Origin of the sequence: Bartonella sp. OC16QHHD, from assembly GCF_042194035.1 — a bacterium.
Lineage (GTDB): Bacteria > Pseudomonadota > Alphaproteobacteria > Rhizobiales > Rhizobiaceae > Bartonella.
Genome location: NZ_JBHIMJ010000080.1, coordinates 1 through 18,572, shown reverse-complemented (window position 1 = coordinate 18,572; position 18,572 = coordinate 1). Strand labels below are relative to the sequence as shown.

Genomic DNA, 18,572 nt, shown 5'->3' with positions numbered 1-18,572 from the left:
AGGTATCTGATGATAAAATAATTTTTTAATAACGACCTGCATTAATAGAAGCAGCCGAACCAAAATGAACATCTCCAGCTGTTATAATGGCTGTCTGACCATTTTTTTGCTTTATGATGCAGTTAAAATCACTATCAAGACCATCAAAAACACCCTCAATGACTTTTTCATCATTCACCACTTTGACATGTTTCCCAAGATGAGCGGAATATAAAAGCCATTTTTTTCGGATTATTTCACATCCTTTTGGTTGTTTCCAAAGAAGGTAATTTTTAGAAAAACACTCCGTCAAAACCGTAAATAATTGTTCTGCATCAATACGCAAACCGATATTCTTTAAGCTTGAAGTGGAATAGGGTGCATCTTCATAATTATATTTCACATTTATTCCAATACCAATAACCAAGGCATATTGTTGTGATGACAATTTAAAAATCTCAAGCAAAACTCCAGAGCTTTTTTCTCCTCTGAGCAAAATATCGTTTGGCCATTTTAAGCTCACAATATTGTTTGTCTGCTTTTCCTCTTTTATCAATTGTTTTATTGCCTCTGCCACACTTACTCCAGCAACAAAACCAAGTTGAGCTGCAGTTTGATGAACAATATCATCAATTAATAAAAGACTAGAATAAAGGTTCCCTTTTGGACTAGACCAAGTCCTCCCTCTTCTTGCTCTTCCCTGTGATTGTTCTTGTGCAACAATCCAAAGATTACCTTGATGACCAGTTAGCGCTTTTCGTTGCGCAATGAGATTTGTTGAATCAACACTATCGTACGCTTCAATAGTGTATCCCTGTTTTTGTGCAAAATCTGATAAAGTATAAACCATATTCATTAAAACAATACTGTTGCTGCTTTTTCTGCTAGCTCAGCGAACCAAACTCCAAAAAGCGCGTAAAATAAAATAAAGAATACAGAAAGACCAAGACAAAATTGAAGCTCTTTCGATAAAGCAACAAAATGCGCTTTTGCATCATCAAACCACATAATTTTAATGACTCGCAAATAGTAAAAAGCCCCAACAACAGACGCTATCATCCCAACGACAGCAAGTGGCGTAAGTCCAGCGTGGACAGCAGCAGAAAATGTATACCACTTTCCAAAAAAACCAGCCATAGGAGGTATGCTTGCTAAAGAAAAAAGCTGTATTGTCATCACAACAGCCATAAACGGATTCGTCTTTGCTAACCCTGAAAGATCATAAATATTTTCAACATTTCCATTCTGAGAGCGCATTCCAAGAATAAAGGCAAATGAACCAATCGTCATTCCAAGATAAATAGTCATATAAAGGATAACGCTTTTTATCCCAAGCATATCTCCAGCAGATAAACCAACAAGTGCATAACCCATATGACTGATCGACGAATAAGCCATTAAGCGCTTAATATTATTCTGACCGATTGCAGCAAAAGCACCCAGTATCATTGATGCAATCGCCATGAACACCAAAATTTGTTGCCATGCAGGCATCACGTTATCAACACGCCCTAGGGGAATAAAGGTCACCACAATAATACGGATGATTAAAGCCATTGCAGCAACTTTAGGGGCACCAGCAAAAAATGCTGTAATCGGTGTGGGCGCTCCTTCATAAACATCAGGTGTCCACATATGAAACGGAACAGCAGAAATTTTGAAAGCCAAACCAGCTAAAATAAAGACAATTCCAAAAATAACCCCCAATTGTACATTTTTATCTTTTAAAGCAAGAGCAATTTCGTGAAAACCAATTTGACCGGTAAAACCATAAAGCAAAGAAATACCATAAAGAAGCAACCCTGAAGATAATGCTCCTAAAACAAAGTATTTTATACCGGCTTCAGAAGATTTTACATTATTACGATTAATCGCTGCTAAAACATATAAAGCTAAAGATTGCAGCTCTAACCCCATATAAAGCGACAGCATATTACCCGCTGAAATCATAAACATCATTCCAAGGGTTGCTAAAAGAACAAGTACTGGAAACTCAAATATATTAAACTTTTGTGCATTGGCAAAACCAACAGACATGATAAGAGAAAAGAGTGCACCAATAAGCATTAAAATTTTCATATAACGACTAAAGGAATCGATAACGAGCGCATTGGTTTGAAATGAACCATTTTTCGGAAAAATTATAAGAATAATAATGGTTGCCACAAGAAGTGCTATGGCTAAACCTGTCACTGTTAAAGAAGCACGTGTATTGGAATAAACACCAATCATAAGCAGCACGACAGCTCCTAATGCAATTAAAAGCTCTGGAAGAATTAAGACTAATTGCGCTATTATTTCAGTTTGCATGTGCATTCTTCCCTTATCTAGTGCAGTTTATTGATGAGGGTTTCTACAGAAAACGCCGTTGCCTTAAGAATAGGCGTTGGATAGATACCAAAGAATATTGTAAGAATAACCATTGGATAAAGGAGGAATTTTTCTCTTAAAGAAAGATCTATTAATACTTTTAAATTCTCTTTATCCAAGGAACCAAAAACCACACGCCGATAAAGATAAAGGGCATAGGCTGCCGATAAGATAACACCTGTTGTTGCTAAAACAACAACCAATTTATTTACTTGAAAAACACCTATTAAGGTTAAAAATTCACCCAAAAATCCTGAGCTTCCAGGCAAACCAACATTTGCCATGGTGAAAATTAAGAAAACAACAGCATATTTAGGCATATTATTCACTAAACCACCAAACGCTGAAATTTCACGTGTATGCAAGCGATCATAGATAACCCCAACACAAAGAAACAATGCTGCTGAAACAATTCCATGGGATAGCATCTGATAAATAGCCCCTTGTATCCCCTGTTCATTCGCAGCAAAAATACCCATCGTTACATATCCCATATGCGCTATTGAGGAATATGCAATAAGTTTTTTGATGTCACTTTGAACAAGTGCAACCAGTGATGTATAAATAATAGCGATAAGCGATAATGTGAAAACAAAAGGCGCAAAATCTGCTGAAGCGATAGGAAACATAGGCAAAGAAAAACGAAGAAAACCATACCCACCTAATTTAAGTAAGACACCAGCTAAAATAACAGAACCCGCTGTCGGTGCTTCTACGTGAGCATCAGGGAGCCATGTATGAACTGGCCACATTGGCATTTTAACTGCGAAAGAAGCAAAAAATGCAAGCCATAACCATATTTGCATATGAGCAGGAAACTGATAATTGAGTAAAGTTGGTATATCAAGTGTCCCAGCCTCCCAATACATAACCATAAGAGCAACCAGCATAAGCACTGAACCAAGTAGAGTATATAAGAAAAACTTTATACTTGCATAAACACGACGTGCTCCTCCCCATACACCTATAATGATAAACATTGGAATGAGGCTGCCTTCAAAAAAAACATAGAATAGCATTGCATCAAGAGCACAAAAAACACCAATAATCGCAACTTCTAGAAGAAGAAACGCAATCATATATGCTTTTAATCTCTCTTTAACATTCTCCCAACTTGCTAAAATACAGAAAGGCAAAAGAAAAGCCGAGAGAACAACAAAAAGAATAGAAATACCATCGACCCCCATATGATAGCTAATACCACCCCCTAACCAACTGGATTTTTCAACCATTTGAAAATTTTGGTTGCTAGAATCAAATCCTATCCAAATAATTAAAGAAATAATAAAAACAAATAGAGTCGTAAAAAATGCGACATTACGTATATTATGGCGTGCTACTTCACTATCATCTTTGATAAACAAAATCAGAAGAACACCAACAAGCGGCAAAAATGTAACCGTAGAAAGAATAGGCCAATCGGTCATTAGTTTACGCCCCCGATCATCATCCATGTAATGAGCAATGCAACGCCGATAAGCATTGCAAATGCATAGTGGTAAAGATAGCCTGTTTGCATTCGAACAACTCTATTTGTAATATCAACAACACGCGCTGCAATACCATTGGGACCTAGACCATCAATAATCTTACCGTCTCCCACTTTCCAAAGAAAAGAACCAATTCTAAAGGTAGGACGAACAAATAAAAAGTTATATAATTGATCGAAATACCACTTTTGGTAAAGAAAGTGATACACTCCTGGCATAATACGCGCCATTTTCTTGGGAAGAGAGGGAGCCACAATATAAAATAAATAAGCCAACATAAACCCAAGAATCATTGCTATAAAAGGCGACCATTTTACCCAATTAAAAACATGGTGAGCATCATGAAGAATATGATTATGGCTGCTTGTAAACAATGCTCCCTTCCAAAAAGCATTATACAAGTCACCAAAAAAGTAAGGTTGGAAAACGACACCAGAAAATATTGCTCCAATAGATAAAAGAAAGAGTGGAATCAACATAACTGGAGGCGATTCATGAACATGATGCATCACATCAACTGTTGCCCGTGGTTTACCATGGAATGTCATAAAGATAAGTCGCCATGAATAGAAACTTGTTAAAAAGGCAGCAAAAACAAGAAGATAAAAAGCATATCCTGAAGCAATATTATGAGATGCAAAAGCAGACTCTATAATCGCATCTTTTGAGAAAAAACCTGCAGTCCCGAAAAGTGTTCCTGGAATTCCAACTCCGGTCAAGGCAATGGTCCCGACCATCATCATCCAATAGGTGATCTTTATATGTTTGCGTAACCCACCCATTTTTCGCATATCTTGTTCATCAGACACAGCATGAATCACAGAACCTGCACCAAGAAACAATAAGGCTTTAAAAAAAGCATGCGTAAAAAGATGAAAGACAGCAGCGCCATAAGCTCCAACACCTAATGCCACAAACATATAACCAAGTTGAGAGCATGTAGAATAAGCAATAACACGCTTAATATCATTCTGCACCAACCCCACAGTTGCTGCAAAAAACGCTGTTGTTGCACCAACAATAATAATCACGGTCAAAGCAGTTGAAGAAAGTTCAAAAATTGGCGACATACGCGCAATCATAAAAACACCAGCCGTTACCATTGTAGCGGCATGAATAAGCGCTGATACAGGGGTTGGCCCTTCCATTGCATCAGGCAGCCAAGTATGTAAAAGAAATTGTGCGGATTTTCCCATCGCACCAATAAATAATAAAAGACATGTAATGGTAATTGCCGTCTGCCCATCAAATTGCCAATCTAAAAATGTCATATTTTGTATAAAGCTCTTGTCGGCAGCTTTTGCAAAAATAGAGGCAAAATCAACCGATTGGAACAAAACAAAAATACTAAAGATTCCTAAGAGAAAACCAAAGTCTCCAACACGGTTAACTACAAAAGCTTTCATTGCGGCCTTATTAGCAGAATCGCGCTGAAACCAAAAACCAATGAGTAAATAAGAAGCAAGTCCGACACCTTCCCATCCAAAAAACATCTGAATCAAATTATTGGATGTGACCAACATAAGCATCATAAATGTAAACAAAGAAAGATAAGAAAAAAAACGAGACCTTGAAGGGTCATGGTGCATATAACCAATTGAATAAATATGCACTAATGCCGAAACACTATTCACAACAATAAGCATAACAGCTGTTAATGCATCAACATGTAAAGCCCAATTAAAGCTTAAGTCACCAACAGTCATCCAATGTAATACCAATACATCAATCGCTGGAATATGACCAAGTGCAGTACTGAAAAATACTATCCACGATAATATGGCAACAACAACCATAAAGCTACATGTTATCAATTCACTCGCACGATCTCCTATCGTTTTTCCACCTAGTGCAGCAATTAAAAAACCCAAAAGCGGAAGAAAGACAATCGTATAATACATCACTGGTTAGCCTTTCATTACATTAACATCTTCAACCGCAATGGAACCACGATTACGGAAAAAAACGACCAGAATTGCTAAACCAATGGCAGCTTCAGCAGCTGCTACGGTTAAGACAAATAAAGCGAATACCTGACCAACGAGATCATGAAGAAATGCTGAAAATGCAACAAAATTGAGATTAACTGAAAGCAATATAAGCTCAATGGACATCAAGATAATAATCACATTTTTTCTGTTGAGAAAAATTCCAGCAATACCAATTGTAAACATTAAAGCAGAAACAGTGAGATAATGTGTAATATCAATATACATCTGCATAGCCCCCCTTACATACCTTTGCCTGATTCAACTTGTTTGATTTCAATGGCACTTTCTACCGTTCTAGAAACTTGCTCCGCAATAGATTGCCGCTTTACTCCTAATTTATGACGAAGTGTTAAAACAATAGCTCCAATCATTGCAACCAATAAAATCATTCCAGCAATTTGAAAATAGAAAACATAATCCGTATAGAGAATATCACCTAATGCTTGTGTATTTGTTCGCTGCGCTAAATCTGGCATTGGTTGCGTAACATGCGTTCTCAAGACTGGAGAAAAATAGCTACTCATAAAAACAACAATCAATTCTACAGCGATAATAACACCAATAAGAGCTCCAATAGGAGCATACCGAAGAGTTCCACTCTTTAACTCAGCAAAATCAACGTCAAGCATCATAACGACAAATAAAAATAAAACAGCGACAGCTCCAACATACACAACAAGCAGAATAAGCCCTAAAAACTCTGCTCCTGCAAGTAAAAACAAAGCTGCTGCATTAAAAAATGCGAGGATTAAAAACAAAACAGAATGCACTGGATTGCGTGCTGTAATAACAATAACTGCACTTGTTAGCATAATAAAAGCAAACAAATAGAAAAATGCCGCCGCTAGATCTGTTAGCATAGGCTTCTCCTTAATTATTCAAACAATTGGTATAAACTTCATACCAGATTACAATTTATCGGAAAAATATCCGACACCTCATTTAACGATACACTTAACGATAAGGCGCATCCATCAATATATTTCGAGCAATTTCTCGCTCCCATCGATCTCCATTCAATAAAAGTTTTTCTTTATCATAATAAAGTTCTTCACGTGTTTCCGTCGCAAACTCAAAATTTGGACCTTCGACAATAGCCTCAACCGGACAGGCTTCTTGACAAAAACCACAGTAAATACATTTAACCATGTCTATATCATAACGGATAGTTCTACGTGTACCATCATTGCGCCGTGGCCCAGCTTCAATTGTAATCGCTTGAGCAGGACAAATCGCTTCACATAATTTACAAGCAATACACCGTTCTTCACCATTTGGATAGCGACGCAATGCATGCTCACCGCGAAAACGCTGAGATACAAAACCTTTTTCATAAGGATAATTAATCGTGGGTTTTGGTGAAAAAAATTGACGCATAGCTAAGAAAAAAGCACTCACAAATTCCAATAGAAGAAGTGACTTTGCCGCCTGAATAAAACCTGACATCGTAACATCTCCTCTTAAACGAAATCCGTAAACTTTAAAAAAGCAGCAGTTATCACAACCATTGCTAGTGAGAGAGGAAGAAAAACCTTCCAACCAAGCCGCATAAGCTGATCATAGCGATAACGTGGAACAAATGCTTTGACCATAGCAAACCAAAAAAATACAAAACAGACTTTTAAAACAAACCAAATGATACCAGGAACCCAATTAAGCCACCAAACATCTAAAGGAGGCAGCCAACCGCCTAAAAATAGAATAGTTGTTAATGCGCACATTAAAACAATCGCAACATATTCACCAAGAAAAAAGAGCATGTAAGGCGTTGAAGAATATTCAACCATATGACCAGCAACAAGTTCAGATTCTGCTTCCACCAAATCGAATGGAGGACGGTTTGTCTCTGCGAGCGCAGAAATAAAAAATATAATAAACATTGGAAAAAGGACCAACCAATTCCAATCGAGAAAGCTGTTAAAAGGAAGACCAAGAGTTGTACCAATTCCAGAACTTTGTTTATGAACAATTGTTGTGAGATCCAACGAACCACTTATTAAAATGACAGTCACAAGCACAAAACCAATGGAAACTTCATAAGAAACCATTTGTGCCGCCGAACGAAGAGCTCCTAAGAAAGGATATTTTGAATTTGATGCCCATCCCCCCATAATAACACCATAAACTTCAAGAGATGAAATGGCTAAAATATAAAGCAAGCCAACATTAATCTTTGCAACCTCCCAACCCTCATTGACAGGAATAACAGCCCAAGTTGATAAAGCAAGTGTCGCTGAAACAAAAGGAGCTAAAAGAAAAACACCCTTATTTGCACCTGCAGGGATAATAGGCTCCTTAACAACAAATTTAATTAAATCTGCAAAAGACTGTAACAAACCCCATGGTCCAACAACGTTTGGTCCACGACGCAATTGTACCGCTGCCCAAATTTTTCTATCTGCATAAAGAAGATAAGCAACTAAGACCAAAAGAACGACCAAAAGAAGAAGTGTTTTTCCGATTATAATGAGTAATGGCAACAGCCAAGTCATAAAGAAATCATACATCATTATTCCTTTTCCTTTGCCCTTACTTTACTGTTTGTGTAGCATGGTTTTTTGCAAGAGATGAACATTCAGCCATAACAGCAGAAGCACGTGCTATCGGATTTGTTAAATAAAAATCTTTAACCATAGAAGTAAATGCTTGACTCTCGAGAGAAACCATTTTTGAACCAAGCGCCTTAAGACCACTTATATCAGAAGGCACTATATCATCAACAGCACAAAGGTGTGGATAATCGTTAAACAAGCATTGCCTTAATTCAGAGAGAGAATCAAAAGGGAGCTTTTGTCCTAAAATATCCGATAAAGCACGCAAAATAGCCCAATCTTCTTTTGCTTCACCTGGAGCAAAACCAGCCCGATTTGTCATTTGAACACGTCCTTCTGTATTCACATAAAGCCCTGATTTTTCAGTGTAAGCAGATGCAGGCAAAATAACGTCAGCAGCATGTGCACCATTATCACCATGGCTCCCAATATAAACTGTAAAAGCTTTTGTATTGGCTAATTCTAGTTCATCAGCACCAAGCAAAAATAGAACTTCACAGGTTTTAAGTATATTTGCAACCCCAAGCTTAGAAGTAAAGCCTATGTCCAACCCTCCAACAATCGATGCTGCATTATGAAGAACCCCAAACCCATTCCATGTCTCACTAAGAGCACCAATATTATCAGCTAATTTAGCAAGACTTTTTAAAACAGATAAACCTTCATTTCCTGAAACCGCTCCCTCTCCGATAAGAATAAGGGGCCTCTTCGCTTCTTTTAAGACATTAAAAAAAACATCCTCTCCACGAATAAGTGTCGTTAATGTATCACTCCCAGATCCAAGGTAAGAATAAGGATAACGTAAATCGACTTTCTCTCCAATTAATGCAATAGGAAAATTGCCCATCCGTTGGCGCTTTAAAATACGCGCATTTAAAACAGCTGCTTCATGACGTGGATTAGATCCCACAATAAGCAGTGCATCAGCCTGTTCAATACCTACAATTGTAGGATTAAAAATATAACTCGAGCGCCCAAACTCTGGCGATAAAGCCCCCCCTCTTTGACGACAATCAAAAAGCGTTGAGCCCAAAGAGCTCAATAATGCTTTAAGGGCATACATTTCTTCAACAGAAGCAAGATCCCCCGCAATGGCTCCAATTTTTTCTGGAAAAATTTTAGAGATTACCATTTTGATTTTTGCAAAAGCTTCTGTCCAACTGACAGGTTGAAGCTTTCCATCTTTGCGTACATATGGCTTATCAAGCCGCTGAGTCCGTAATCCATCCCAAATAAAACGCGTTTTATCAGAGATCCATTCCTCATTTACATCTTCATTTGTACGCGGCATAATCCGCATAACTTCACGGCCGCGGCTATCAATACGGATAGCACTACCAAGCGCATCCATCACATCAATCGATTCCGTTTTTACCAATTCCCATGGACGGGCATGAAACGCATAAGGTTTTGAAGTTAAAGCTCCCACTGGACAAAGATCAATAACATTTCCCTGTAATTCAGATGTCATAGCTTTTTCAAGATACGTCGTAATTTCAGCATCTTCACCACGACCGATCAAACCAAGCTCAGAAATACCTGCAACTTCCGTTGTAAAACGAACACACCGTGTACAATGAATACATCGTGTCATAACAGTTTTGACAAGAGGTCCAATATATTTATCTTCTACAGCACGTTTATTTTCTGTATAACGAGAACAATCTCGTCCATAAAGCATTGCTTGATCTTGAAGATCACACTCTCCCCCTTGATCACACACTGGACAATCCAAAGGATGATTAATGAGAAGAAATTCCATAACACCTTCACGTGCTTTTTTTACCATCTCCGTATTGGTAAAAATCTCAGGTACCTCACCGTTAGTCCCTAATCGTAAATCACGAACCCCCATAGCACAAGAAGCCTGAGGTTTTGGAGGACCACCTTTAACCTCAACTAAACACATACGACAATTTCCAGCAATTGACAAAGATTCATGAAAACAAAAACGTGGAATTTCTACCCCAGCCACCTCAGCAGCCTGAAGCAACGTGTAGTAATCAGGAACTTCAATCTCTTTGCCATCAACTTTGATATTTATCATCACCCATCCAACCTGCAGATAACCCACTTAAAATTTGCATTCGGTTGCTCTTAAAACAAAATCCTTTATTAAACCGCTTCTAAAGCAATATTTTTGCTTTGGACTACATTTCGCGTGTATTCATCAATTCTACGCTCGATTTCCGGACGAAAATTACGTATCAACCCTTGTACAGGCCATGCGGCAGCATCACCAAGCGCACAAATAGTGTGTCCTTCAACCTGTTTAGACACTTCAAACAAAAGATCAATCTCGCGTTTTTGCGCTCTTCCCTCAACCATACGCCCTAAAAGACGCATCATCCATCCCGTCCCCTCACGACACGGTGTACACTGACCACAACTCTCGTGCTTGAAAAAAGCAGCTATACGCCAAATTGCCTTGATAATATCGGTTGATTTATCCATAACAATCATTCCCCCTGTGCCAAAAGAAGACCCGACATCTCGCATCCCATCAAAATCCATGATCGCATCGATAATATCCTCACCACGAACGACTGGACAAGAAGCCCCCCCTGGAATAACTGCTAAAAGATTATTCCATCCACCACGAACACCACTCGTATGTTTTTCAATTAATTCACGGAATGAAACACCAAGAGCGTCTTCAAATGTACAAGGTGCATTAACATGCCCTGAAACCATAAATAATTTCGTTCCAACATTATTTGCTCGTCCGATTGATGAAAACCACGAAGCCCCCCGCCGCAAAATCGTTGGAACAACGGCAATAGACTCTACATTATTTACTGTTGTTGGACAGCCATAAATCCCCATATTGGCAGGAAATGGCGGTTTAAGCCGAGGTTGTCCCTTTTTCCCCTCAAGACTTTCAAGAAGAGCCGTTTCTTCACCACAAATATAAGCACCAGCTCCATGATGAATAACAATATCACAAGCATGCCCATATTTCGTTTTTTTACCAAGTAAACCCGCATCATAGCATTCATCAACGGCAGCTTGAAGCGCTTCACGTTCACGAATATATTCACCACGAATATAAATAAAAGCAACATTGGCTCCCATAGCAAAAGTAGCGATTGCACATCCTTCAATCAAAGTATGGGGGTCATGACGTAAAATATCACGGTCTTTACAAGTTCCAGGTTCAGATTCATCGGCATTGACAACCAAATAATGAGGACGCCCATCACTCTGCTTTGGCATAAAGGACCACTTCATTCCAGTAGGAAAACCAGCACCACCACGACCGCGTAAACCCGATGCCTTCACTTCATCAATGATCCAATCACGACCTTTGTCAATCATTTCTTTCAGACCATTCCAATGCCCACGCAACATCGCAGCCTTTAATGATTTGTCTTTTAAACCATAAATATTGGTGAAGATACGATCTTTATCAGCTAGCATACCCCACCTTTTTTTCTATTACCCATAGCATTTTCCGCTTTTCCTCAAATGCAATTTTTAAATATCTTTTCAAGACTTCTTACTTTTCGTTAAATGTTGCCATCATGGGTAGAATAATAAAATATTTTCTCAAGAAAAATACTTAATTATGTTCCCCATTCTTTCCTTATCCTTTTTTGGTGAAGACTTGAGAGATCTTTTTTTCTTTCTCATCATCAATAAGAGAAGTTAAACCACTAATCGGTTCCGACGATTTACGACTATTTTGCGGACCAACCGCTATCTCAGAACCCTTCCCTGCTTCAAATGCATCAATAATTTCTTCAAGGCGTTCAGCTGTAAGATCTTCATAAGTATCTTTAAAAATCATAATCATCGGAGCATTCACACAAGCACCAAGACACTCTACCTCTTCCCATGATAAGGTTCCATCCTGATTGGTCGCAAAAGGTTCATGATGAATTTTTTTCTGACAAACTTTAATCAATTCATCAGAACCACGTAACATACAAGGCGTTGTACCACAAACTTGAATATGCGCTTTTGTTCCAACAGGCTTAAGCTGAAACTGAGTATAAAAAGTCGCAACTTCTAAGACACGGATATAAGCCATGGAAAGAATCTGAGCAATATGCTCAATTGCAGCACGTGTCACCCAACCATCTTGCTCTTGAGCACGCATTAATAATGGAATTACAGCAGACTGCTGACGCCCTGCAGGATATTTTTTTATGGTATTTTTTACCCATATCTGATTTTCTTTTGTAAAAGAAAACTCCGCAGGCTGATAAACATCATCTGCAAGACGGCGTACGGACATTAGCGATCAACCTCCCCAAAAACAATATCAATCGAACCCAAAATAGCTGTAGCATCTGCTAACATATGACCTCTGGTTAAAAAATCCATAGCTTGGAGATGAGCAAACCCAGGAGCACGCAACTTGACACGATAAGGCTTATTGGTTCCATCAGAAACAAGATAAACACCAAACTCACCCTTCGGAGCTTCCACAGCAACATATACTTCTCCAGGAGGTGTATGAAAACCTTCCGTATAGAGTTTAAAGTGATGAATCAGTGCTTCCATCGAGCTTTTCATTTCACTCCGCGTCGGTGGTACAATTTTGCGATCCAAGCTCGAAACCGGTCCATTTTTTTCAGTACTCAGTAAACGCTCCACACATTGGCGCATAATTTTCGCTGATTGACGCATTTCTTCCATACGAATAAGATAGCGATCATAACAATCGCTATTTTTACCTATAGGAATATCGAATTCCATTTCATCGTAACATTCATAAGGCTGACTTTTACGCAAATCCCATGGAACACCAGCTCCACGAATCATAACCCCAGAAAAACCGCGTGCCCAAGCTTCATCAATACTTACAACGCCAATATCCACATTACGCTGCTTAAAAATCCGATTTGGGGTCACAAGCGCATCAAGTTTTCCGAGAGAAACAAGAAATGGATCAATAAAATCACCAATATCCTCAACTAAAGATTCTGGTAAATCTTGATGCACGCCACCAGGGCGAAAATAATTTGCATGAAGACGAGCACCACAGGCACGCTCATAAAAAATCATCAATCTTTCACGTTGCTCAAATCCCCAAAGCGGTGGTGTTAAAGCACCAACATCCATTGCCTGTGTCGTTACATTAAGCAAATGATTAAGAATACGCCCAATTTCAGAAAACAAAACACGTATTAATTGCCCTCTTTTAGGAACTTTTATATCTAATAACTTTTCAATAGCAAGAACAAAAGCATGTTCCTGATTCATAGGAGCAACATAATCCAAACGATCTAGATAAGGACCAGCTTGGAGATAAGTCTTTGTTTCCATTAATTTTTCAGTACCGCGATGCAACAACCCAATATGTGGATCTACACGCTCAACAACTTCACCATCCAGCTCCAGAACCATGCGCAAAACCCCATGCGCGGCAGGGTGCTGCGGACCAAAATTGATATTAAAGTTTCGAACATTGACCTCAGCCACAATCAACCCCTTGCTTTTTAAAAAACTTCATATCAAATATCAAAAAATCTATCACGCTAAAAAATATTTAATTATTTAAGAAATACAGTACTCTAATATAATGCCTTATCAAAACCAATATTATTTTTTTTCATCTGCTTTCCCATCACATGGCAAAGTATACTGTCCTCCTTCCCAAGGAGAAAGAAAATCAAAATTACGCATCTCTTGGCGCAAAACAACAGGCTCATAAATCACTCTCTTTGCTTCATTATCATAACGGCATTCAACAAATCCTGTCACAGGAAAGTCTTTGCGTAAAGGATATCCTTCAAACCCATAATCTGTTAAAATCCGTCTCAAATCCGGATGTCCTGAAAATAAAATCCCATACATATCATACGTTTCACGTTCATACCACTCTGCGCCAGGATAAACCGTGCAAGCTGAAGCAACAGGAGTATTTTCATCTGTACGAACTTTTACACGTAAGCGTAAATTCTCACGAGGAGATAACAATTGGTAAGAAACATCAAAGCGCTTATCGCGAGAAGGATAATCCACACCACTAATGTCTGTAAGATTAATAAATTGACAGCGAGAATCATCACGAACAAACATTAAAACATCGATAATTGCATCAAGACGTACCACAATGGTCAATTCACCAAAAGCAAGAACAGTCTCTTCAAGCTTATTTTTTAATTTGTTTTCCAAATAAGCAGCAAGCTCAACCAATGTTTCATCCACCATGACAAGAAAACTCTCTATCGCTCTATGGATCCGGTACGACGGATTTTTTTCTGTAGCAACAATATGCCGTATAATAATGCCTCTGCTGTAGGTGGACACCCTGGGACATATATATCGACAGGCACGATACGATCACATCCCCGCACTACTGAATAGGAATAATGATAATATCCCCCACCGTTTGCACATGATCCCATAGAAATCACATAACGTGGCTCTGGCATCTGATCGTACACTTTTCTTAAAGCAGGGGCCATCTTATTTGTTAGAGTACCTGCCACAACCATCACATCTGACTGGCGGGGTGAAGCTCGTGGTGCATATCCAAAACGCTCATTATCATAATGAGGCATTGAACATTGCATCATTTCGATAGCACAACAAGCCAAACCAAAACTCATCCACATTAAAGAACCGGTACGTGCCCAAGTAATCAAAGCATCTGCCGAGGTAACTAAAAAACCCTTATCTGACAATTCAGCATTGATATCACGAAAAAACTCATCGTCAGATCCTATCAGCCCACCAGTATTTGGATCAATGATTCCTTTTGGTTTTAGAGCCTCAATCGTTGAATTATTAGATCTTAATTCCATTCAAGGGCTCCTTTTTTCCATTCATATATAAATCCAATAGTCAAAATCGCTAAAAACACAATCATCGACCAAAAGCCAAACATACCTATTGATTCGAATGAAACAGCCCAAGGAAAAAGAAATGCAACTTCAAGATCAAAAATAATAAATAAAATTGATACCAAATAGAAACGAATATCAAACTTCATGCGTGCATCACTAAATGAATTAAACCCACATTCATAAGCCGATAATTTTTCAGGATCGGGGGAACGATATGCTACAATATAAGGTGTAATCAACAAAACTCCAGCAATAACCGCTGACACAATAATGAAAATCAAGACTGGCAAATAAGAGCTCAATAAATAAGCCATAACCCTCTTCCATCGTAACGAAATGCCTGAGTTTAACACAATGATTCAATATTGCGTGACCAAACAGACAAATTTAACAATCGCTCTATTAACTCTATTCATACTGCTTCAAAGGCATACAGAGCGATACTTTTCTTATCGGCATAGGTAACGCAGAGCAAAGAAAGACGCAAGCCCTATTCTTATAAACCATATAAAAAGAAAGAAAATATTATTCCCCAATCAAACACTCCACCACATTACTCATAGCATATGGATATTTTAAAAAGGAAATTTTATAAGTAATCACGAAATGGCGCGAGTGACGGGGCTCGAACCCGCGACCTCCGGCGTGACAGGCCAGCACTCTAACCAACTGAGCTACACCCGCGCATTTTTTTTCGAACCAATTTAATTGGGTACAAGCGGTCGTGTAAGGGGTTCATGCGTTTATGTCAAGAAGGATTATGCATTTTTAAAAAAAATTATCAAATCCTATCTTTATTCTTGCGTTTAGAAAAATTTTTCCTTAAAGAGTTTCCATTCAATTGCTGATCATTGCATTGGGCGATTAGCTCAGCTGGTAGAGCGCCTCGTTTACACCGAGGATGTCGGGAGTTCGAGTCTCTCATCGCCCACCATATAGCTTTATATTCCTATTCAGTTATTGATTCTTCATATATTTTTTAAAGATTAAGGGATGCCTAAATAAAGTTAGGGGAATATGGTTTTTACTCTTTCCTTTACAAAGCGCATTCTTTTTGCCAGCTTTCTCTAACAATTTTTTAATAGTTCTAAATCTTCTTGTGAAATAATGTTTATCAGTCTAGCAAACATACCAACAGCTTCACATCTAAATATATCAGAAGACTTTATAGTGAAACTTTTACAACAAGAATCCGATTCTCTTTTCAAAATTTCTGCTACCTCTTGATCTAAATCATAGAGTTCAATGATCTTTTTTTCCATGCCAATAGGTAGAGATTTTTTGCTAATCTCTACAGAAGATAAAAATGATACAGATATGTCTAATTTCTTAGCCATATCTAAGAGACGTTCGGAGTGATCAATACGAAGTTTGCGTAAAGTTTTACAAAAGGGTGTTAGCATTTAAATAAAACTCGTAAGAGTATAAGCTTTACGGCATAAACTGAGAAAATTATCCACCAATAATATGTTTCACGCAATCAGCAATGTGATTTACTTTCTTTGCATTAGCAGCAACTCCATTAAATTTTTTTATAATCCAATCAGCTCCTGTTCCAAGGTGTGTAATCCATGTTTTTTGAACAATAGGCTCAACAGCCCTCACAGTTTCTTCAGTAGATGTAGTTAATTCCAGAAATCTTTCACAAACAATTCGAGGCGCTTCAAAATCATTTGCTTCATTACGTACGGTAAACAAATTATCCAAATTATCGTCGTTAATAAGATAAGGGGAATGCGTCGAATAAATTACTTTATTGCCCTTTATGCTCGATAAAGTTTGTAAGGAGCTTAATATTTTTCTCTGTGGGTGAATATGTAAATTATTTGCTGACTCATCCAATAAAAAATTATTCCATTTTTGCTTCTATGCCTGCGAACTTCTGTAAGGACTTAAAAACAAAAAACCAACTAACCCCTTTACTTCTCTCATGTAAATAAAAAAAGAGGTTATTTGCTTTAATTTGTAAACAATAATCTACAAAACCACTATTAGATTTTTCTATTATACAATCATCAAAAGGCTCTTCCCTTCAGTAATATCCACCCAACCTTCCTTCACTACTGACTTCAAATAACCATTGATCAATCCTATACGCTGCTTAACAGCATCGTTGTCATCACAATCAACAATATCTTCCTGAAAACCAATACCAAGATTTTTTTCTTATTTTGTACTCGATTGGATGAGCCATAAACATACCGACATGCTTGGCTCGCATCTCCAAGGCAAGTATGGAGATTGTAAGTATTTGTGAACATGTTCCATGTTTCTTTCCACCAGTTACTGCCAGCAGGTATTGTCTCATAAGTATAGCCATTGCCGCTAATAATTCTGCTTACAAAGTCATATCTATTCCCATCAAAACCAATAGTGGTTTGTTTGCCATCACTCACATAACCTAACAGACCGGATGCAACTAAAACATTAGCCGCTGGTCCATGGAAACTGATCGTTGTATTGCCAGCTATATCATTTACACCTTCTTGTTTGAAAGAATTCATCATAATTAAAGCCTGTCAAACTGCCACGACTATGGGCATCAAAATGCAATCCTGTGTTACCATAGCGAGACATTATATCTTTTGCTTCTTGTGTTGAATTGGTCAAACCCCAAAAGTTATTTTCCATAAACTTCTGATAGCCCGCGACCAGAAGTTCTGAGATAGCAGAATTGGCTTCTGGGAACACAACAAAATAAAGCGGTGCATTTTTATCCTTCGCATATTGAACCGCATAAACAGCGGCTTCCTCTGGTGGAGTAAAGATGCCATTAAAGGAGACATGAACCTTGCCATCAGAACCTTTTTGTAAATTCTGTTGTTTTTCATCCGTTAAATAATGATATTGCAGCTGTGGGTTTCCATGACTGTCTCTTATAGGATTTCCATTTTCATCGTGATCCACGGTAGCTAGATGACAAGACATTGATTTATAATGATAATTCACTGTTTTGTATGTTGAATGAGAGTCTCGAATAACGTAAGATTCTCTCATTTCAAAGCTGTTTATGTTGAAACAATCAAAATCATTCGCTTGCACGTCAAAAGCAGGATGAATGTGTGGATCAAATTTGTATAAGAAAAGACTAAAAATGGCTCTTATGAACCGTCTTAACGCAAGGGCTGTCGCAACATTGGGGGCTGGCAAATATAATGATGGCGCCGGCTTGCTTCTTCATAAGCGTAAAAATGGAGGTGCTCAATGGATTTACCGTTATACCATTCACGGTCGGCGCCGTGAAATGGGCTTGGGCGCCTTAAGACATGTCTCTTTAAAAAAGCCCGTGAATTGGCAACTAGGTGGCGGGCTGTTTTACATGAGGGTCGTGACCCCATTAAAGAACGCGATAAACAAAAGCGTGAGGCAATGCGTAATCTTCATTATTTA

General features: G+C 38.2%; 17 protein-coding genes, 2 tRNA genes and 3 pseudogenes. 2 read left to right on the top strand and 20 right to left on the bottom strand.

The window, feature by feature from the left end; all coding sequences use genetic code 11:
- Positions 1 to 25: 25 nt before the first annotated feature.
- From ACFIK1_RS07765 to ACFIK1_RS07690, 16 genes and pseudogenes are all read right to left on the bottom strand, one after another.
- The gene (locus ACFIK1_RS07765) at positions 26 to 835 is read right to left on the bottom strand and encodes a biotin--[acetyl-CoA-carboxylase] ligase (protein WP_375634054.1); all 810 of its coding nucleotides are present in this window, start codon (positions 833 to 835) and stop codon (positions 26 to 28) included.
- Positions 835 to 2,289 carry an NADH-quinone oxidoreductase subunit NuoN gene (nuoN, locus tag ACFIK1_RS07760; protein ID WP_375643139.1) on the bottom strand — a complete coding sequence of 485 codons (1,455 nt, stop codon included), beginning with the start codon at positions 2,287 to 2,289 and terminating at the stop codon, positions 835 to 837. Before nuoN ends, ACFIK1_RS07765 begins: the two co-directional genes overlap by 1 nt.
- A 17-nt stretch (positions 2,290 to 2,306) precedes the next feature.
- On the bottom strand, positions 2,307 to 3,776 hold the full coding sequence (locus ACFIK1_RS07755; protein ID WP_273791287.1) for an NADH-quinone oxidoreductase subunit M: 1,470 nt from the start codon (positions 3,774 to 3,776) through the stop codon (positions 2,307 to 2,309).
- The gene (nuoL, locus tag ACFIK1_RS07750; protein ID WP_375634676.1) at positions 3,776 to 5,740 is read right to left on the bottom strand and encodes an NADH-quinone oxidoreductase subunit L; all 1,965 of its coding nucleotides are present in this window, start codon (positions 5,738 to 5,740) and stop codon (positions 3,776 to 3,778) included. Before nuoL ends, ACFIK1_RS07755 begins: the two co-directional genes overlap by 1 nt.
- 6 nt (positions 5,741 to 5,746) lie before the next feature.
- A complete protein-coding gene (gene nuoK, locus ACFIK1_RS07745) occupies positions 5,747 to 6,055 on the bottom strand; it encodes an NADH-quinone oxidoreductase subunit NuoK (RefSeq protein ID WP_273791275.1) in 309 nt (102 codons plus the stop codon).
- Between the two features lie 14 nt (positions 6,056 to 6,069).
- Positions 6,070 to 6,690, bottom strand: coding sequence for an NADH-quinone oxidoreductase subunit J (locus ACFIK1_RS07740; protein WP_375611880.1), 621 nt, complete (start codon positions 6,688 to 6,690; stop codon positions 6,070 to 6,072).
- Positions 6,691 to 6,784: 94 nt separating this feature from the next.
- Positions 6,785 to 7,276 carry an NADH-quinone oxidoreductase subunit NuoI gene (gene nuoI / locus ACFIK1_RS07735; protein WP_375634047.1) on the bottom strand — a complete coding sequence of 164 codons (492 nt, stop codon included), beginning with the start codon at positions 7,274 to 7,276 and terminating at the stop codon, positions 6,785 to 6,787.
- 14 nt (positions 7,277 to 7,290) lie between these two features.
- Entirely contained in the window at positions 7,291 to 8,337 is a 1,047-nt protein-coding gene (gene nuoH / locus ACFIK1_RS07730; protein WP_375618184.1) for an NADH-quinone oxidoreductase subunit NuoH, read from the bottom strand.
- A 22-nt stretch (positions 8,338 to 8,359) separates the two neighbouring features.
- Positions 8,360 to 10,429 (bottom strand): NADH-quinone oxidoreductase subunit NuoG, encoded by a 2,070-nt coding sequence (nuoG, locus tag ACFIK1_RS07725; protein WP_375662515.1) that lies wholly within the window; start codon positions 10,427 to 10,429, stop codon positions 8,360 to 8,362.
- Positions 10,430 to 10,497: 68 nt separating this feature from the next.
- Complete coding sequence (gene nuoF / locus ACFIK1_RS07720; protein ID WP_375662514.1) at positions 10,498 to 11,802, bottom strand: NADH-quinone oxidoreductase subunit NuoF; 1,305 nt, start codon at positions 11,800 to 11,802, stop codon at positions 10,498 to 10,500.
- Between the two features lie 129 nt (positions 11,803 to 11,931).
- Positions 11,932 to 12,622: pseudogene (gene nuoE / locus ACFIK1_RS07715) on the bottom strand (NADH-quinone oxidoreductase subunit NuoE).
- Entirely contained in the window at positions 12,622 to 13,812 is a 1,191-nt protein-coding gene (locus tag ACFIK1_RS07710) for an NADH-quinone oxidoreductase subunit D (RefSeq protein WP_375613457.1), read from the bottom strand. The pseudogene nuoE and the gene ACFIK1_RS07710 overlap by 1 nt, the downstream one beginning before the upstream one ends.
- A 120-nt stretch (positions 13,813 to 13,932) precedes the next feature.
- The gene (locus ACFIK1_RS07705; RefSeq protein ID WP_375662513.1) at positions 13,933 to 14,544 is read right to left on the bottom strand and encodes an NADH-quinone oxidoreductase subunit C; all 612 of its coding nucleotides are present in this window, start codon (positions 14,542 to 14,544) and stop codon (positions 13,933 to 13,935) included.
- Between the two features lie 14 nt (positions 14,545 to 14,558).
- Positions 14,559 to 15,140, bottom strand: a complete 582-nt coding sequence (locus ACFIK1_RS07700; protein WP_375662512.1) for a NuoB/complex I 20 kDa subunit family protein — start codon at positions 15,138 to 15,140, stop codon at positions 14,559 to 14,561.
- Entirely contained in the window at positions 15,131 to 15,496 is a 366-nt protein-coding gene (locus ACFIK1_RS07695) for an NADH-quinone oxidoreductase subunit A (protein ID WP_005773599.1), read from the bottom strand. The genes ACFIK1_RS07700 and ACFIK1_RS07695 overlap by 10 nt, the downstream gene beginning before the upstream one ends.
- Positions 15,497 to 15,789: 293 nt before the next feature.
- Positions 15,790 to 15,866 (bottom strand) — tRNA-Asp (locus tag ACFIK1_RS07690).
- 174 nt (positions 15,867 to 16,040) lie between these two features.
- On the opposite strand from ACFIK1_RS07690, the gene ACFIK1_RS07685 reads away from it, so the two are divergent.
- Positions 16,041 to 16,116: transfer RNA gene (locus ACFIK1_RS07685), tRNA-Val, on the top strand.
- A gap of 23 nt (positions 16,117 to 16,139) precedes the next feature.
- On the opposite strand, the pseudogene ACFIK1_RS07680 reads toward ACFIK1_RS07685, so the two are convergent.
- From ACFIK1_RS07680 to ACFIK1_RS07665, 4 genes and pseudogenes are all read right to left on the bottom strand, one after another.
- A pseudogene (locus ACFIK1_RS07680) lies at positions 16,140 to 16,585 on the bottom strand (XRE family transcriptional regulator).
- Positions 16,586 to 16,634: 49 nt separating this feature from the next.
- Positions 16,635 to 17,024, bottom strand: a complete 390-nt coding sequence (locus ACFIK1_RS07675) for a hypothetical protein (RefSeq protein WP_375662511.1) — start codon at positions 17,022 to 17,024, stop codon at positions 16,635 to 16,637.
- Between the two features lie 248 nt (positions 17,025 to 17,272).
- Positions 17,273 to 17,689, bottom strand: a complete 417-nt coding sequence (locus tag ACFIK1_RS07670; protein ID WP_375662510.1) for a hypothetical protein — start codon at positions 17,687 to 17,689, stop codon at positions 17,273 to 17,275.
- Positions 17,655 to 18,179: a hypothetical protein gene (locus tag ACFIK1_RS07665; protein ID WP_375662509.1), complete on the bottom strand. Its 525-nt coding sequence runs from the start codon at positions 18,177 to 18,179 to the stop codon at positions 17,655 to 17,657. Before ACFIK1_RS07665 ends, ACFIK1_RS07670 begins: the two co-directional genes overlap by 35 nt.
- 97 nt (positions 18,180 to 18,276) lie before the next feature.
- Between ACFIK1_RS07665 and ACFIK1_RS07660 the strand changes: the two are divergent.
- Positions 18,277 to 18,572, top strand: a pseudogene (locus tag ACFIK1_RS07660) (Arm DNA-binding domain-containing protein); the annotation flags it as partial.

What these genes read in the sequence shown, in the direction of transcription:
- ACFIK1_RS07765 (WP_375634054.1), bottom strand. Translation starts at nt 835, where the DNA reads ATGAATATGGTTTATACTTTATCAGATTTTGCACAAAAACAGGGATAC.
- nuoN (WP_375643139.1), bottom strand. Translation starts at nt 2,289, where the DNA reads ATGCAAACTGAAATAATAGCGCAATTAGTCTTAATTCTTCCAGAGCTT.
- ACFIK1_RS07755 (WP_273791287.1), bottom strand. Translation starts at nt 3,776, where the DNA reads ATGACCGATTGGCCTATTCTTTCTACGGTTACATTTTTGCCGCTTGTT.
- nuoL (WP_375634676.1), bottom strand. Translation starts at nt 5,740, where the DNA reads ATGTATTATACGATTGTCTTTCTTCCGCTTTTGGGTTTTTTAATTGCT.
- nuoK (WP_273791275.1), bottom strand. Translation starts at nt 6,055, where the DNA reads ATGTATATTGATATTACACATTATCTCACTGTTTCTGCTTTAATGTTT.
- ACFIK1_RS07740 (WP_375611880.1), bottom strand. Translation starts at nt 6,690, where the DNA reads ATGCTAACAGATCTAGCGGCGGCATTTTTCTATTTGTTTGCTTTTATT.
- nuoI (WP_375634047.1), bottom strand. Translation starts at nt 7,276, where the DNA reads ATGTCAGGTTTTATTCAGGCGGCAAAGTCACTTCTTCTATTGGAATTT.
- nuoH (WP_375618184.1), bottom strand. Translation starts at nt 8,337, where the DNA reads ATGTATGATTTCTTTATGACTTGGCTGTTGCCATTACTCATTATAATC.
- nuoG (WP_375662515.1), bottom strand. Translation starts at nt 10,429, where the DNA reads ATGATAAATATCAAAGTTGATGGCAAAGAGATTGAAGTTCCTGATTAC.
- nuoF (WP_375662514.1), bottom strand. Translation starts at nt 11,802, where the DNA reads ATGCTAGCTGATAAAGATCGTATCTTCACCAATATTTATGGTTTAAAA.
- ACFIK1_RS07705 (WP_375662513.1), bottom strand. Translation starts at nt 14,544, where the DNA reads ATGGTGGATGAAACATTGGTTGAGCTTGCTGCTTATTTGGAAAACAAA.
- ACFIK1_RS07700 (WP_375662512.1), bottom strand. Translation starts at nt 15,140, where the DNA reads ATGGAATTAAGATCTAATAATTCAACGATTGAGGCTCTAAAACCAAAA.
- ACFIK1_RS07695 (WP_005773599.1), bottom strand. Translation starts at nt 15,496, where the DNA reads ATGGCTTATTTATTGAGCTCTTATTTGCCAGTCTTGATTTTCATTATT.
- ACFIK1_RS07670 (WP_375662510.1), bottom strand. Translation starts at nt 17,689, where the DNA reads ATGATGAATTCTTTCAAACAAGAAGGTGTAAATGATATAGCTGGCAAT.
- ACFIK1_RS07665 (WP_375662509.1), bottom strand. Translation starts at nt 18,179, where the DNA reads ATGAGAGAATCTTACGTTATTCGAGACTCTCATTCAACATACAAAACA.